The organism is Nonomuraea sp. NPDC026600 (assembly GCF_040638335.1).
Lineage (GTDB): Bacteria > Actinomycetota > Actinomycetes > Streptosporangiales > Streptosporangiaceae > Nonomuraea.
Map to the genome: position 1 here is coordinate 124,923 of NZ_JBEZYD010000014.1, position 14,930 is coordinate 139,852.

Below are 14,930 nucleotides of genomic sequence, written 5' to 3' on the forward strand. Positions count from 1 at the left end.
CAAGAAACAATTGACTCTTGACAGTAATGCTCCTACCAGCAAAGCTCTTGCAATCTGGTAAGACCACGGTCGGGACGGATGTTGAGGCTATGACGTTGACCGACAGACCCCTGGCGATCACCATGTGGGACTTCTCCTGGCTCGAACGGCGCTGGGACGGCGCCGGCTACGAGGACTGGGACCGCGCGCTCGACGAGCTCGTCGAACGCGGCTACGACGCGGTGCGCATCGACGCCTTCCCCCATCTGGTGGCGGCCGATCCGCAGCGGACCTGGCGCCTGCTGCCCGTCTGGCACTTCGAGGCGTGGGGCGCGACCGAGCCCGTATCCGTGCGCGTGCTGCCCGAACTGCTGGAGTTCATCCAGGCCTGCGCGACCCGGGGGCTACGGGTGGCGCTGTCCTCCTGGTTCCGCCGGGACGAGCTCGACACCCGGTCCCATATCCGGACCGCGGCCGACCTGGCCGGCGTCTGGGACGTCACGCTGTCGGCCATCGAGAACGCGGGTCTCGCCGACGCGATCTACTTCGTCGACCTGGTCAACGAGTGGCCGATCCCGATGTGGGCGCCGTTCCTGTACGGCAACGACGCGGACGCCGTCATCCTGTCGCGGGCCGAAGAGGTGGTGCGGGGCTGGACGCGTGAGGCCATCGCCACCCTGCGCGCGGCGCATCCGCGCTACCGCTACACGCTGTCCATCGCCACCGAGACCACCGGCGCCGACGGCGAGGACCTCACCGAGCTGGACCTGCTCGAACCGCACGTATGGATGACACCACAGGCCACCGGCTTCTACACCGAGATCGGCTACGACCTGGAGCACTCCCAGTTCGACCCGCACGCCTACCAGGCGCTGTCCGGCCCGGCCGAACGCCTCTACCGGGCGGACCCGAGGCGCTGGGCCGACGGCCTCACCGCCCACATCGAGCGCGTCGCCGCATGGTCGCGGTCGGCCGGCAAGCCGCTGGTGACGACCGAGTGCTGGGCCATCGTGAACTACAAGGACGGGCCGGGCCGCGACTGGGCCTGGATCAAGGAGCTGTGCGAGGTCGGGGTACGTGCCGCGCTGGCCACCGGCCGGTGGGAGGCGCTGGCGACCAGCAACTTCTGCGGGCCGCAGTTCATCGGCATGTGGCGTGACGTGGCCTGGCACCGGAGCATGACCGACGCCATCAACGCGGGGGTAACCGAGTTCACCGCCGTTTCCTGAACGGCCTGTGTTGTGGAAGGAACCGAACACATGAGTGCCATCCCCCGTCGAGACCTGCTGCGTGGCGCCGCCCTGCTCACCCTCGGTGGCGCAGTGAGCCAACTGACCCTGACCGGGTGCGGGTCGGACGACCAGCCGGTCGGCTCCAGCAACGCCGGGCCACAGGGCCAGGTCGTCGTCTGGATGCATGAAGAGCCCGCGAACACCAAGTACTTCAACGCCAAGATCGCCGAATATCAGAAGAAGTACCCGAAGGTATCGATCAAGCCGCTGTACGTCCCGATCGCCAACCTCGACACCAAGCTCTCCACGGCGTTCACCACGGGCGCGCCGCCCGACCTGATCAAGGTCGGCGCCTGGACGCTCGCCGAGCGGGCGTCGAAGGGGCAGCTCGCGCCGTTGGCGTCGGCGGACTTCGGCGCCGGCTCCCTCGACCAGCTCAAGAGCAGGTTCGAGGCCAACGCGTTCGCCGCACTGACCTACGAGAACCAGGTCTACGGCACGCCGATCGACTTCAACTCGGTCCACCTGTGGTATCGCCGAGACCGCTTCGAGCAGGCCGGGCTCGACCCCGACAAGCCCCCCACGACCTGGGAGCAGATCGCCGAGTTCAGCCAGAAGCTCACCAACGCCGACGCCTCCAAGGTAGGGCTCCAATGGCAGCTCGCCGACAACATCTGGGCGATGCTGAACTTCATCCCGCTGATCCGCGGGCTGGGCGGCCAGATCATCGACGAGAGCTCCCGGCGCGGCATGCTGAACACGCCGGAGGGCATCAAGGCGCTCGAATACTACGGCAGCCTCGGCAATCCCAAGCTGAGCGACCCGGTCGGCGCGTTCGGCCTGTTCGCCAAGGGCACCTCGGCCATGCTGATGTCCGGCCGCTTCACCTCGAGCCTCATCCCGGCCATCAACCCCGAGGCCAAGCTGGGCACGACCTTCGACAGCGCCATCGTGCCCAGTTGGGAGGGCAAGGAGAAGGTGGCCGCCGGCTACTCCTGGGGCTGGATGGTCGCCAAGAAGGCGAAGAACCCGTACACGGCCTGGCATTTCATCAACTGGCTCACCGAGGGCGACAACGTCAACCAGCAACTGGCCGCCACCGGTCTGGTCACCCCGACGGCCGGCTGGCAGAAGCTGCCCAGCGCGAGCGACAAGGCCAGCCAGCAGCTTGAGGAGCAGATCCCGTACACCGATTTCGGCCCCGTGCTGCCGCAGTGGACCGAGAGCATCAAATCGCTGCTCGACGCGCTCGAATCGGTGATCCACAAGAAGCAGGACGCCAAGCAGGCCGCGACCGCGTTCGACGACGCGGTGGGGCGGATTCTCAAGTGAGAGCCCGCTCCATGACCACGGTCGAGGCCCGCGCCGGCGCGGGCCTCGCCGCCCCGGCGATCGTGTACTTCGTGCTGTTCTGGGCACTGCCCGCGCTCGCCGCCCTGTACCTGAGCTTCACCTCCTACGACCTCTCCGGCACCCCCCAATGGGTCGGGCTCGACAACTACCGCCAGATGGTGACGAGCGACGAGTTCTGGAGCAGCGCGTGGGTGACCGTGCTGTACACGGTCTTCGCCGTGGGCCCGACGATCGTGATCGCTCTGGTCGTGGCCGTGCCGCTGGCCAAACCCGGGCGGTTCCGGGCCTGGCTGCGCGGGCTGATCTTCATTCCCGCGGTGATGCCGCTGGTCGGCGCCACCGTACTGTGGCAGGTGATCTACTCGACCGGCGGTCTGGCCGACGCGCTCGCCCGCGCGGCCGGGGTCGGCGCCCGTCCGTGGCTCACCGACTCGGACTACGCCATCTGGGCGCTGCTCGTGATGGTCATCTGGAAGTACGTCGGCCTGTACGTGATCATCTTCGTCGCCGGGCTGCAGGCCCTGCCGGCCAACGTCTTCGAGGCCGCGGCCATCGACGGCGCCCGCACGCTGCGTACCTTCTTCCTGGTCACCGTGCCGCTGCTGCGCCGCACCTTCACCTTCGTGATCGTCGTGGCGGTCACCGGGGCCATGCAGTCCTTCGTGCCTGCCTACCTGCTCACCAAGGGCGGACCGGTCAACGCCACTCAGGTGCTGCCGTTGTACCTGTACAACAACGCGTTCTCCTACTCCCGGTTCGGCTACGCGTCCGCGATCGCGATCGTCCTGCTGGTGGTGCTGCTGATCTTCGCCTTCACCCAGTTCACGTTGATCAGGAGTGACGAGGAATGAGAATCGGCCGGTCACTCACCGCCGTGGCCCTCATCGGCTTCGTGGCGCTGATGCTGCTTCCGCTCTACTCCATGATCGTGCTCGCCTCCGCGCCGGACGACGGCGACCTGTCCGGGCTCGGGTTCCACGGGTTCGCGCTGTTCGACAACATCGGCCAGATCATGACCGACGGCCGGTTCCCGCGCTACCTGATGAACAGCGTGCTGATCGCGTCGGTGGTCTCCGTGCTCGACGTGGCGATCTCGGCGGCCGCCGGGTACGCGCTGGCCCGGCTGCGCTTCCCCGGCCGGGCCGCGCTGCTCAACCTGGTGGTCATCGCGCTGTCCCTGACTCCGGCGGTCGTCATGATCCCGGTGTTCGTCATGCTCAGCGAGATCGGGTGGCTCAACAGCTATCAGGGGCTGATCGCGCCGTTCGCCGCCAGCGCGCTCGGCGTCTTCCTGGTCCGGCAGTTCGCGCTGGGCATCCCCGTGCAGATGCTGCACGCCGCGCGGGTGGACGGCGCCAGTGAGCTGCGCATCTTTCTCCTCATCGCCGTACCGCTGCTGCGACCGGCGCTGCTCACCGTCCTGCTGCTGCAGTTCCTCGCCCAGTGGGACAACCTGATCTGGCCCTTGATCGCGGCCAGCGAGCAGGAGCTGTGGACACTGCCGCTCGCCCTGTCGTCCTTCGAGGGGGAACACGGGATCGTCTACCACCTCCAGACCGCGGCGGCGCTCATCTCGATCCTGCCCCCGCTCATCCTGTTCTCTTTCCTGCAGCGTTACTACGTCTCGGGCCTCACCCTCGGAGGAGTCAAGCGATGACCGACGGCATCCGCGTCGAGCAGGTGACCAAGCGCTACGGCCAGCAGGTGCTGTTCGCCGACATCGACCTGCACGTCCAGGACGGGGAGTTCCTGGTGATCGTCGGTCCGTCCGGGTGCGGGAAGTCCACGCTGATGCGTATCGTCGCCGGCATCGAGCCGGTCAGCTCCGGCCGGGTGACGGTGGGCGGGCGGGATGTCACCCACGCCCACCCCGGCGACCGCGGGATCGGGATGGTCTTCCAGGACTACGCCCTTTATCCGCATCTGAGCGTCGAGGGCAACCTGGCGTTCGGGCTGCGCGCCCACCGCGTGCCGAAGGACGTCATCCGGCAGCGGATCGCCGACACCGGCGAGGCCCTCGGGCTCACCGACCAGCTCAAGAAGCGGCCCGGGCAGCTCTCCGGCGGCCAGCGCCAGCGGGTCGCGCTCGGCCGCGCCATGATCCGGGAGCCGGCCGCTTACCTCATGGACGAGCCGCTGTCCAACCTGGACGCCGCGCTGCGCGTGCAGATGCGCGCGGAGCTCATCGAGTTCCACCGCCGCACCAAGGGCACGGTGCTGTACGTGACACACGACCAGGTCGAGGCCATGACCATGGGAGATCGGGTGGCGGTGCTCAACGAGGGCGAGTTCGCGCAGATCGGCACCCCGACCGAGATCTACGAGAGACCGGCCACCGTGTTCGTCGCCACGTTCCTCGGCAGCCCCCGGATGAACCTGCTCGACGCCACCGTGCACCCCTCCGAGGAGGACGTGGAGCTGACCAGCGGCGAGCTGAGCTGGCGGCTGCCGCGCAAGGGGCTGCCGGCGGACCTGCCGGAGTCGGTACGGATCGGCTTCCGGCCCGAGTCGGTCCACGTGCGCGTCGACGACGGGACGCCCGCCTATCCGCTGGCGGCGACCGTGTCGTACCGGGAGAACCTCGGCAACGAGAGCATCCTCCACCTTCGCGACAGCACCGGACGGGCCATCGTCGCCCGCCTCCCGCCCCGCACCGGACCGCGCGACGGAGAACCCGCCACCTTCCAGGTGCCGCTCAGCGATCTGCACCTTTTCGGCCCGGATGGGCGGGCCTGCTGGCACGGCATCGAACTCGCCGCCGACGGCCAGCCGCTACCGTGGTCGGCATGACCGCTGGGCGCGCGTCGATGACCAACCTAGGTACGCTCATCGCCGTACTCGAGAACCGGATCCTGACCGGAGGCTGGGCCCCCGGGGTCCGCCTGCCGTCCGAACGCGACCTGGCGGCCGAGTTCACCGTCAGCCGCCCCGTCATCCGGGAAGCGCTCAAGGCCCTTCAGGAACGCGGGCTCGTCGAGGTCTCGCCGAAACGCGGCAGCTTCGTCCGCCACTACACGGCGGAGAACCTGATGCGGCCGATGAACCTCGCGGCCCGCGCGGCGGGCGTCACCGCCCGGCAGCTCATGCGCGCCCGCGTCATGCTGGAGACCGAGGCCGTCGGCCTGGCCGCGATCAACGCGACCAAGCAGGACCGGACCGACCTGCTGCGCATCCACCAGCTCTTCGCCCAGCCGGGCAACCTGCACGCCAGGGCACGCGTCGACCTCACCTTCCACGAGACCATCGCCAGGGCCTCCGGCAACCCGGTCATCCACATGATGTTCACCGCGATCCAGGACCTGGCCTACGGCCTGATGCTGCGCAGCCTCAGCGACCGCGAAGTCCGCGCCGCCGGCGAACCCCTGCACACCGTGATCCTGGAGCACATCCTCGACCGCGACCCCGACGGCGCCCGCGAGGCGATGCGACGCCACCTCGACCTCGCTGAGGAACTCTACGGCCCAGACCTGGACACCAACCTGGCCGAAGTCGTCGAACACCAACTCGCGGCCCCCTTGTCCGAGACCCCGTTCGGCGACGACCTCCCGGCGAACCCCACACTCGTCTGAAGCGCACCGCCCGCGCGCCACCCTCACCTTTGACGGAGGGAGTGGGCAAGCGACCCAGGGCCGCGTCACGCGGCCCTGAAGCCTGGGTGATCACCCCCGGCTCTACAGCGCGGGGAACAGCTCCGGCAGGGCCGCTCTGGCGATCGGGCGGAGCCGTTCGGCGTGCTGCTCCGCTACCGAGCGGTACGGCCAGCGGACCCGGGTGCCGATGTCCGCCCAGCCGCCGACATGGGCGAGGAACTTGTCGAGCGCCGGGTTGGCGTAGCCCCCGGACGCGAGCGGCCGGACGTGCTCGGCGAAGAACCGGCCGATCCGGCGTTCCACGTCGCGCGCCGCCGGCGGATCGGTGCGCATGAGGTGTTGCCAGGCCATGGCGCCCGTCGGGCTGAGCGCCGCGATGTTGGAGTAGGACCCCGCCGCGCCCAGTTCCATGCCGGTGGCGAGGGTGTGCCCCGCCACGAACAGCGGCAGGTCGGCCGCCTCGTTCCGCATCTCGCGATACCAGCCCGCGTCGCCGCCCGCGACCTTCACCCCGACCAGCGCGGGGACCCGGGCGGCCAGCATGCCGAAATCGGCGGGCGTGAGGCGGGTCTTGGCGTGCGGCGGGTTGTACAGCACCAGCGGCACAGGGTCGGCGACCTCGGCGACCCGCTCAAGGAAGGTCACCACCTCGGCCCGCGACGGTGGCGCCCAGTCAGGCAGGATCACCTGGATGGCCCCGGGCTGGAACTCGCGGGCGAGCTCCACCCGTCGAAGGCAGGTGGTGGCGCTCATGTGACTGGCGCCTATCTGGTACGGCAGGCCGGCGCACCGCTCCGCGAGCAGCTCGTTGACCTGCTGGTATTCCTGATCGGATAACGCGTGGAACTCCCCCGCCGTGCCGTGCGCGTACACGCCGTCCAGACCCACGGCGGCCAGCCGGTCCAGCTCGTCGGCCAGCCGGGCGAAGTCGATGGAGTCGTCGGAGCGGAGCGGAAGCAGGATGGTGCCCCACGTACCACCGAGGGACTTTCGCGTAAGAAATGACTGCATAGATCGAAATATAGGAGAGACGGAACGCGCGAACGTGGCACGAAAACCGCTGCGGCAGCACGGCGCCCGGCGGAGCCGGAAATCGTCAGCCTGTGCCGACCGCCGACAGCGTGGATCCGGTGCGCGTCTTGGACACCTTGAGCTGGGCCGGGACCCGGGAGCGGAGCTCGGCGACGTGACTGATGATGCCGACCGCCCGGCCTCCGTCACGCAGCCCGTCGAGGATGTCGAGCACGCCGTCGAGCGTGTCCTCGTCGAGCGTGCCGAAGCCCTCGTCCACGAAGAGCGTGCCGATCTCCGCCCCTCCGGCTTCGGCGGTGACGACGTCGGCCAGGCCGAGCGCGAGGGCGAGGGACGTGATGAAGCTCTCCCCGCCCGACAGCGTGGCCGGATCGCGGTCGACACCCGTCCACCCGTCGGCCACCCGCAACCCCAGCCCGCCCCCGGAACGCCCTCTGGCCCCGGCCGTCTTCCGAAGGTCGTGCCGGAGCAGGTAGCGTCCGGCCGACATGTGATCCAGCCGCTCGTTGGCAGCGTCGACCACCTGCCGGAGCCGTTCGCCGAGCACGAACGACGACAGGCTCATGCTCCACTGGTTGTCGCTCGACGTGCCGCTGGCCAGCGCCGCCAGCCGCTCGGCCAGCCGGTGCCGGTCGGCGGCGGGCTGCCACCGGTCGATGCACGTCGCCAGTTCCGTGCCCAGCTCGGTCACCCGCCGTTCACGCTGTGCGGCCTGGTCCCGGGCCGACGCCAGCGCTGTGTGCGCCCGCTCGGCCTCGTCGCGTGCCGCCTCGGCGGCTGCCAGGTCGGGTGCTTCCTGCTGCGCGGCGGCGACCAGCTCGGGGTCGGCCAGCGTGCTGGTCACGGCCGCGTGCTGCGCGTCGAGCCGCCGCAGCAGCTCGGCCTTGCCCTCCCGCTCGTACTCGCTCCTGGCGGCGGCCTCCACGTCGGCGACGTCGTCGAACCCCGCCTCCAGAGCCGCCCGCCCGGCCGCCTCCACCGCCCTGACCCGCTCAGCCTCGGCGGCGACGGCCGCCTGCGTGGCTTCCAGGGCCTCCCGCAGCAGCTCGGCCTCGTCGTTCAGCCTGGACAGGCGGGCTGTGAGCGTCGAGTCGTCGCCGCGCGCGCTGTCGAGCCGCGCAGTCAGTCGTCCGGCGTCGCCGCTGAGCTCCTCTTGTCTGGTACGCCCGGCCGCCAGACGGGCGCTCATACGGCGCACTCGCTCTTCCAGCGCCAACCGCTCCTGGCTGAGCCCGGCGGCCTCCCGTGCCAGTCCGGCCGCCAACCCAGCCGACGCCCGGAGCCTCTCCAGCTCTTCCTCGGCCACCGCCAGCACGGCGGGCGCCAACTCGGGACCGATCTCCGCTCCCCCGCCGTCGCCCGGAACCAGTTCGGGACCGATCTCCGTTCCACCGCCGTCGGCCACCTCGCCAGAGATCACCCGATCGGTCCGACCTTGCGCTGAGCCGTCAGCTCCGTCCTCTGCCTGGAGGTCGACTTGGGAGTCGGACAGGCCGAACCCCGTGGGGCGCGCGGTGCCGGTGTCCGGGCGGCCGGTGTCGGTGGCGGGGACGTGGGTGGCGAGGAGGCCGCTCTGGAGGAGGCGGGTGACGAGGCGGGTGCGTTCGGCTTGGAAGTGGGTGCGGTGGGTGCGGTGAGCCGTGAGGAGTTCGCCGAGTTCGCGGGACCGGTCCCGGACGCTTTCGCGTTCCGTTTCGATGCGGTCCAGCTCGGCGGTCAGGGCGGGCTCGCGTTCGGCGATCGACTCCAGGTGGGCCAGTTGCTCCTGTGCCTGGAGCGCCGCGGACTCGGCGGTGCCGGTGTCGAGGCCGCCCGCGGCTGACACGGCGTCGGCGTGGCGGGACTCGAGGGAGGCGAGTGCGCGTTCGGCCGCCTCTCGTTCGGACAGGGCCGCTTCGTGGGCGCTCTCCGCCGCCTGTTCGTCGTCGGCGGAGGGGGCGCTGGGGGCGGGTGAGGCCGGGTGGGGGTGGTGGTCGGAGCCGCACACGGAGCACGGGCTGCCGTCGGACAGGTCGCGTGCCAGCTCGGCGGCCATGCCGTCGATGCGCGCCTGCCGTACGTCCAGCCAGTGTTCGCGCAGGCCCTGCGCCCGGTCCACGAGCGACTGGTGCGCGGCGGCGGCCGACTCCAGCTCGGCGGCGAGGGTCTCACCGCGGTGGGCGGCATCCTGTACGGCCCTGGCGGCTTCCAGCGTCGCGACGGCGGCGGGGATGGCGGCTGCCTCGGCCCGTACCTCGGCGAGGCGGGTGTTGACGTCGGCCAGCCGGGCGGGCAGCTCCGCGTCGGCAGCGGCCACCTCGGCCTCCCGCTGGGTCAGCTCGTCGAGCTCAGTGGCCAGCCTGGCCAGCTCCCGGTCGACGCCGATCAGCTCGGCCGCCGCGGTCCGTACGGCCTCGGCCGCCGGGATCCGGGCGGCGTCCAGCCGGGCCTGGGCCAGCTTCCGTTCGGCCTCTTCTACGAGTGCGGGCAGGGCGGCGAGCCGGGTGGCGGCGGTCTCGTCCTCGGCGGCCAGCCCGGTCAGCTCCTTCTCGACGCGCTGGAGGTCTCGCCGGACCACCAGCAGCCTGGCCTCTTCGGTGAGCAGCTCGGACAGGCGGGCGATCTCCGCCTGCCGGTCCCGCTCCATGGCGCGAAGCCGCTCGGGCTCGACCCATCCGACCAGACTCGTCCCCCGAGGCCGCGCCGGAGTGCCGCCGTGGGACACGGCCTCCTCGTCTGATGGCATGTGGGAGGGGTCCGTGAGCGGCCAGTCAACGGGGTAGGCCACGGACGCGTCCACGGCGGGCGTGGGGTTGGAGGCGGCTGCGGGCGCGTGGGCGGTCGGGCCGTCGAGCGGCCGGTCAACGCGGTACGTGGCGGGGACCTGGGCGGAGGGGATGGTGGGCGCAGAGGTAGAGGGGACGGCGGATGCGCGCGTGGGGGTGGTTTCCAGGAGGGGGTGGGCGCGGGCGACGGCGTCGGTGGCCAGGGCGTGGGCCTTGGCGGCGGCTTCGGCGCGCTGGCGGGCGGCTCGGATGAGCGGGAGTACGCGGTCCGCGCGGGCGGCGTCGTCGAGGATGGCCTGGAGCTCGGCGCGTTCTTCGGCTCGCTCGTCGAGGGTGCGGCGCAGTGTCAGGGCCTCGGCGTGGCGGCGCTGGCGGTCGGCCAGCGACGTCGCCTGCTCGAAGCGGGAACGCGCCGAACGCAGCGCGTGCCCGGCTGCCCCGTGTCGCTCGGTCGTCCGGACGACGACGGCGCGGGCGGCGGCGAGCAGCGCTCCGGCCCACCCGAGCGGGTCGGTGTCCGCATCGAGCGGCTCTGCGTCAGAACCGGGCGGGACGGTGCCGGTACCAGGCAAGGCGGCTGCCTCCCGCGCCGACCGACCGCTGCTGGGAGTGTCCGGGCCAGCTGAGGTATCTGCGGGCAGATCGAAAAGGGCGCCCGCAGACGGCAAAGCGGCGTCCGGCGCGGTGACAGCGGTGGGTGAGAGGTCGCCCGCCGCCTCCTCCAGTCGCTGGATCGCGAAGTCCACCTGCTGTCGCAGGTCCTGCTGCTCCCGCCAGGCCGTCTTGCGGTGTTCGGCCAGCCAGGACTCCGTCTGGGTGAACACCTTCACGGTGAACAGCCGCTCCAGCAGCCGCCGCCGGTCATCCCCATCGGCCCGTAGGAACCTGGCGAAATCGCCCTGCGGCAGCATCGCGACCTGGCAGAACTGGTCGGCGTTCATGCCGAGCAGCCCGCCCACCAGGTCCCCCGCCTCGTCAGCGCGGGTCGTCAGGCCGTGCCAGGAGGAGCCGGCCCGTTCCTCGACGATGACCTTGGCCTTCTCCTCGGTGAACCCGGACCCGCGCAGCTTGGGCCGCTGCCACACCGGAGAACGCTGGATGCGCAGTAACCGGCCGCGCACCGACACCTCGAGCGAGACCGAAGGCCCGACGGACGGCGGGGCGTGATCGCAGCGCAGCGCGCGGGCGCTGTTGCGCTGGCCCGGGACCTGGCCGTAGAGGGCGAAGCAGAGGGCGTCGAGGATCGTGGTCTTGCCCGCGCCCGTGGGTCCGTGGACGAGGAAGAGACCCGCCTCGGTCAGCGCGTCGAAGTCGACCGTCTCCGAACCGGGGAAGGACCCGAAGGCCGTGAGCGAGAGCCGGTGCGGCCGCATCTACGCCATCGTCTCCTTCACCCGGGATGCCTCGATCGCCTGTCTTAGCAGGTCTTCCTCGTCTGGTGCGGCAGGCTCGCCGCGTACCTCCCGGACGAAATCGAGCGCGACCTCAGTCTCGGGCCGCCCGCTGAGCCGGGCGGGCTGGGCGGCGGGGCCGCCGCCGGAGGGCTCGAAGGAGAGGGCGAGGGTGTGGGGGAAGCGGGCGCGCAGCCGGTCCATGGCGGATTTGGGGCGGATCGGGTCGGTCAGCACGACCTGGAGCCAGTGGTCTTCCATGGGGGCGTGTTCCGGAGATGTCAGGAGGTCCTCCAGCAGGCCGCGCAGGCGGCCGACAGGGCGAGGCACGGGCGCGGGCACGAACTCGGCGGTTGAGCCGAGCGTGACCAGCCACGACCCCTTCTTCTGGTTGACCTCCGAGAAGGAGTAGGCCAGGGGCGAGCCGGAGTAGCGGACCGTCTCCGACATCCGCTGGCGGCCGTGCAGGTGGCCGAGCGCGACGTAGTCGACCCCGTCGAACGCCGACAGCGGCACGTGCGCCACCCCGCCCACGCTGATGTCGCGCTCGCTGTCGCTGGCCTCTCCCCCGGTGACGAAGGCGTGGGCCAGGACGACGGATCGGCGGTGTCGTACGGCATCGGCTCGTACGTGCGCCATGGCGTGCGACAGCGCGGCGGTGTGGCTGCGGTCGGGCAGCTCCCACGGACCGCGGACCAGTTCGGGCTCCAGGTAGGGGATGCCGTAGAAGGCGACGTCGTCCACGAGGATCGGCTCCCAGGCGCGGGACGGGTCGGTGCGCAGGTGGACTCCGGCGGCGTCGATCAGGTCGGCGCCGAACCCGAGCCGCCGCGCCGAGTCGTGGTTGCCGCTGATGAGCACGGTGCGGGCGCCGGTGCCCATCAGGCGGCGCAGCGCGTCGCCGCACAGCGCGACCGCGTCGACCGGCGGCAGGGCCCGGTCGTAGACGTCGCCCGACACCACCACCACGTCGACCCGCTCGGCGCGCACCGTCTCGATCAGGTGATCGATGAACGCGGCCTGGCCCTCGAGCAGGCTTTCGCGATGGAAGGATCGCCCCAGGTGCCAGTCGGAGGTGTGCAGGATCCGCATTCGCAGGAAGCTAACAGTTCCCACCGACAAATGTGGTCCCCTGGGTCACAGAACGCGGGAGTAGGCTGAAAGATCAGCGGGCAAATCACCCACATGGGGAGGCCGATGCGCACTGGCCGTGGCACCTTGAGCGTCGCCGCCGGTTTGGTCCTGGTGGCCCTTGCGTCGGTCGGCTACGTTCTGCCACCCGCGTTCAACCCTCCGCCGCTCCAGGCGGATCATACGATGCAGGCACTCCCGCCCCAGCCGGCGAACGAGCTGCGGCCCGTGGTCGCGGTGGATCCCGTACGGCGCCAGGAGATCTCGATCCCGGCGAAGGGCCAGCCACTGGTCGGAACGGTCCGCGCCCCGATGACGCCGGGACGGCATCCGGCGATGGTGTTCGTGTCGGGGTCGGGCAACGGCTCGCGGACCGAGTTCACGCCGCAGGCGGAGTTCCTGGCCAAGGCGGGCGTGGTGACGCTGGCCTTCGACAAGCGGACGGTCGGCTACAACTTCCGCGACCGGGACTTCGGGCTGCTCGCGGACGACGCGCTGCGCATGGTGGAGTACCTGCGTACGCGCCCCGACGTGGATCCCCTGCGCACCGGGCTGTGGGGGGTCAGCGAGGGCGGCTGGGTGGTGCCCATCGCGGCGGCCAAGAGCCTCGACGTGGGGTTCACGGTGCTGGTGTCGTCGCCGAACGTGTCCCCGCTCAGGCAGGTGGCCTGGGCGCTGAACGAGCAGTTGCAGCGCCTGCACGCGCCGATCGGCGTGCGCGACCTGCTGACCAGGGCGATGGGCGGGGTGGGCTTCGACTTCCTGCGCTATGACGCGACGCCCGCGCTGCGCCGGATCAGGCAGCCGGTGCTGGCGTTCTACGGGACGATGGACCCGTCCATCCCGTTCGTGGAGTCCAGCCAGTCCCTGATCTCCGCGCTCAAGGTGGCGGGCAACGACCAGTACACGGTCCGCTTCATGGACAAGGCCGATCACGCCATGCGGATCAACGGCGGCCCGTTCGCGCACGGCTACCTGGAGACGCTGGCGAACTGGATCCTCGGCCTGCCCGGCACGGCGCGGCCCACCGTGCACGTGGCGGGCACGACGCCGGTGCAGCGCTTCGAGGCCAGCGACGTCCCGGCCGCTCCGTGGTACGCGGGCGGGACGATGCTGGGGCTGACGATCTGCCTGGCCGCCGTCGGCTACGTGGCCGGCCCCGTCGCCGCGATGGTGGTACGCCTGCGCGGCCGCCGGCAGACTCCGGCCGACACCAACGCCAGGCTCTGGCCGCCGATCAGGCGCCGGCTGCGCCGGATGGCGTGGACCGGGCTGGGGCTGCTGGCCTCGGTGGTGGCGTTCATCACGGTGCTGGTGCTGTTCTCGGTGAACCAGGCGGGCGCCTGGCCCGCCGTGCTGGCCGGCTGGCTGGTGGTGCGCCTGCTGGCCGTACTCATGCTGGTGCAGGAGGTCACGGCGGTCGCGGCGGTCGTGGCGGGGCTGCGTGAGGGCATGCGGCCGAGCCGCTGGCAGCACGTGGCGATCGCGGGCGTGCTCGGCGGTACGGGGCTGCTGCTGGTGGCCGCGGCCTATTACGGGTTGTTCGCCTTCCCCTGGTAGACGAAGGCGTTCAGCCACCGGTCGATCTCGGCGAACACCTGCTCGCGCACCGGCTCGGCCGACAGCACCAGGTCGTGCATCCCGTCGGGGATGCGGACGCAGGTGACGTGCGGGCCGACGGAGGTGGCCCAGCGGGCGATATGGCGGGGATCGAGTACGGTGTCGGCCGAGCGGGCTTCGGGGACGAAGTCGCGGATCCGTAATCCCGTGGCCGAGGCGAGCACGAGCACCGGCACGTCCACGGCCAGCCCGGCGTGCAGCCGCCGCTGCGCCCTGCGGATGGCGGCCAGCCAGGTGGCGTGCACGGAGAAACCGCCGAGCGGCTTGAGCTCCAGGTCGTAGTCCCATTCGCCCTGTTCGGTGCGGTGCAGGCTCTGGCCGTACGCGACGCTGACGCCCAGCGGCAGCGCCCGGCTGGAGTACGACAGCGGCGTCTTGAGCAGGTCGGCGGCCAGGCGGAGCGGAGCGGGCACGTTCAGGTCGAAGAACGGGCTGTTGAGCACGAGCCCCTGCACCAGGCCCCGGCCGCGGACGCGATCGGCCCACAGGGAGGCGACCAGGCCGCCGGTCGAGTGCGCGTTGATCGTCAGCTCGTCGTGGTCCTGCCTGATGACGCGGACGGCCTCGTCGATCTCGGGGAAGTATTCGGTGACGCTCCTGACCAGGCCCCTGGTCTGGTGCGGCAGCAGCGACCTGCCGTACTTACGCAGGTCGAGGGCGAAGAAGTCGACGCCGCGGCCGACGTAGTGGTCGGCGAGGTGGTCCTGGAAGAAGTAGTCGGTGAAGCCGTGGAGGTAGAGCACCGCCCTGCGGGAACCGGCTCGTCTGGAGATCAGCGTCGCCACGACGTCGCCTTCGAAGTCGGGCGGCATGGCCAGAACGGTGGTGTCGTACATG

Annotated in this window: 11 protein-coding genes; 7 read left to right on the forward strand and 4 right to left on the reverse strand. The window is 70.9% G+C overall.

All coding sequences use genetic code 11. The annotated features are described in order from the left end of the window. The first annotated feature begins 95 nt into the window (after nt 1–95). From AB0F17_RS30055 to AB0F17_RS30080, 6 genes are read left to right on the forward strand one after another with little or no spacing between them, the layout of a single operon-like run. Nucleotides 96–1,208, forward strand: coding sequence for a cellulase-like family protein (locus tag AB0F17_RS30055; RefSeq protein ID WP_358029506.1), 1,113 nt, complete (start codon nt 96–98; stop codon nt 1,206–1,208). 30 nt (nt 1,209–1,238) lie between these two features. Next, nucleotides 1,239–2,543 carry an extracellular solute-binding protein gene (locus AB0F17_RS30060; RefSeq protein WP_358029509.1) on the forward strand — a complete coding sequence of 435 codons (1,305 nt, stop codon included), beginning with the start codon at nt 1,239–1,241 and terminating at the stop codon, nt 2,541–2,543. 11 nt (nt 2,544–2,554) lie between these two features. Next, nucleotides 2,555–3,415 (forward strand): sugar ABC transporter permease, encoded by an 861-nt coding sequence (locus AB0F17_RS30065; protein ID WP_358029512.1) that lies wholly within the window; start codon nt 2,555–2,557, stop codon nt 3,413–3,415. Next, nucleotides 3,412–4,221, forward strand: coding sequence for a carbohydrate ABC transporter permease (locus AB0F17_RS30070; RefSeq protein WP_358029515.1), 810 nt, complete (start codon nt 3,412–3,414; stop codon nt 4,219–4,221). Before AB0F17_RS30065 ends, AB0F17_RS30070 begins: the two co-directional genes overlap by 4 nt. Further along, on the forward strand, nt 4,218–5,354 hold the full coding sequence (locus AB0F17_RS30075; RefSeq protein ID WP_358029517.1) for an ABC transporter ATP-binding protein: 1,137 nt from the start codon (nt 4,218–4,220) through the stop codon (nt 5,352–5,354). The genes AB0F17_RS30070 and AB0F17_RS30075 overlap by 4 nt, the downstream gene beginning before the upstream one ends. Beyond that, a complete protein-coding gene (locus AB0F17_RS30080) occupies nt 5,351–6,133 on the forward strand; it encodes a FadR/GntR family transcriptional regulator (protein ID WP_358029520.1) in 783 nt (260 codons plus the stop codon). Before AB0F17_RS30075 ends, AB0F17_RS30080 begins: the two co-directional genes overlap by 4 nt. 102 nt (nt 6,134–6,235) lie before the next feature. Here the strand turns inward: AB0F17_RS30080 and AB0F17_RS30085 are convergent, their stop codons facing one another. The 3 genes from AB0F17_RS30085 to AB0F17_RS30095 form a co-directional block, all read right to left on the reverse strand. Further along, entirely contained in the window at nt 6,236–7,165 is a 930-nt protein-coding gene (locus AB0F17_RS30085) for a dihydrodipicolinate synthase family protein (protein WP_358029523.1), read from the reverse strand. Nucleotides 7,166–7,250: 85 nt separating this feature from the next. Beyond that, nucleotides 7,251–11,324, reverse strand: coding sequence for an AAA family ATPase (locus AB0F17_RS30090; protein ID WP_358029526.1), 4,074 nt, complete (start codon nt 11,322–11,324; stop codon nt 7,251–7,253). Beyond that, complete coding sequence (locus AB0F17_RS30095) at nt 11,325–12,434, reverse strand: exonuclease SbcCD subunit D (protein ID WP_358029528.1); 1,110 nt, start codon at nt 12,432–12,434, stop codon at nt 11,325–11,327. It lies immediately after the preceding gene. A 105-nt stretch (nt 12,435–12,539) separates the two neighbouring features. Here AB0F17_RS30095 and AB0F17_RS30100 point away from each other — a divergent pair, with 105 nt between their 5' ends. Next, the gene (locus AB0F17_RS30100) at nt 12,540–14,033 is read left to right on the forward strand and encodes a prolyl oligopeptidase family serine peptidase (RefSeq protein WP_358029530.1); all 1,494 of its coding nucleotides are present in this window, start codon (nt 12,540–12,542) and stop codon (nt 14,031–14,033) included. Here the strand turns inward: AB0F17_RS30100 and AB0F17_RS30105 are convergent. Further along, entirely contained in the window at nt 14,006–14,929 is a 924-nt protein-coding gene (locus AB0F17_RS30105) for an alpha/beta hydrolase (protein ID WP_358029532.1), read from the reverse strand. The two genes, AB0F17_RS30100 and AB0F17_RS30105, sit on opposite strands and share 28 nt — an antisense overlap. Between the last annotated feature and the right edge of the window lies 1 nt (nt 14,930).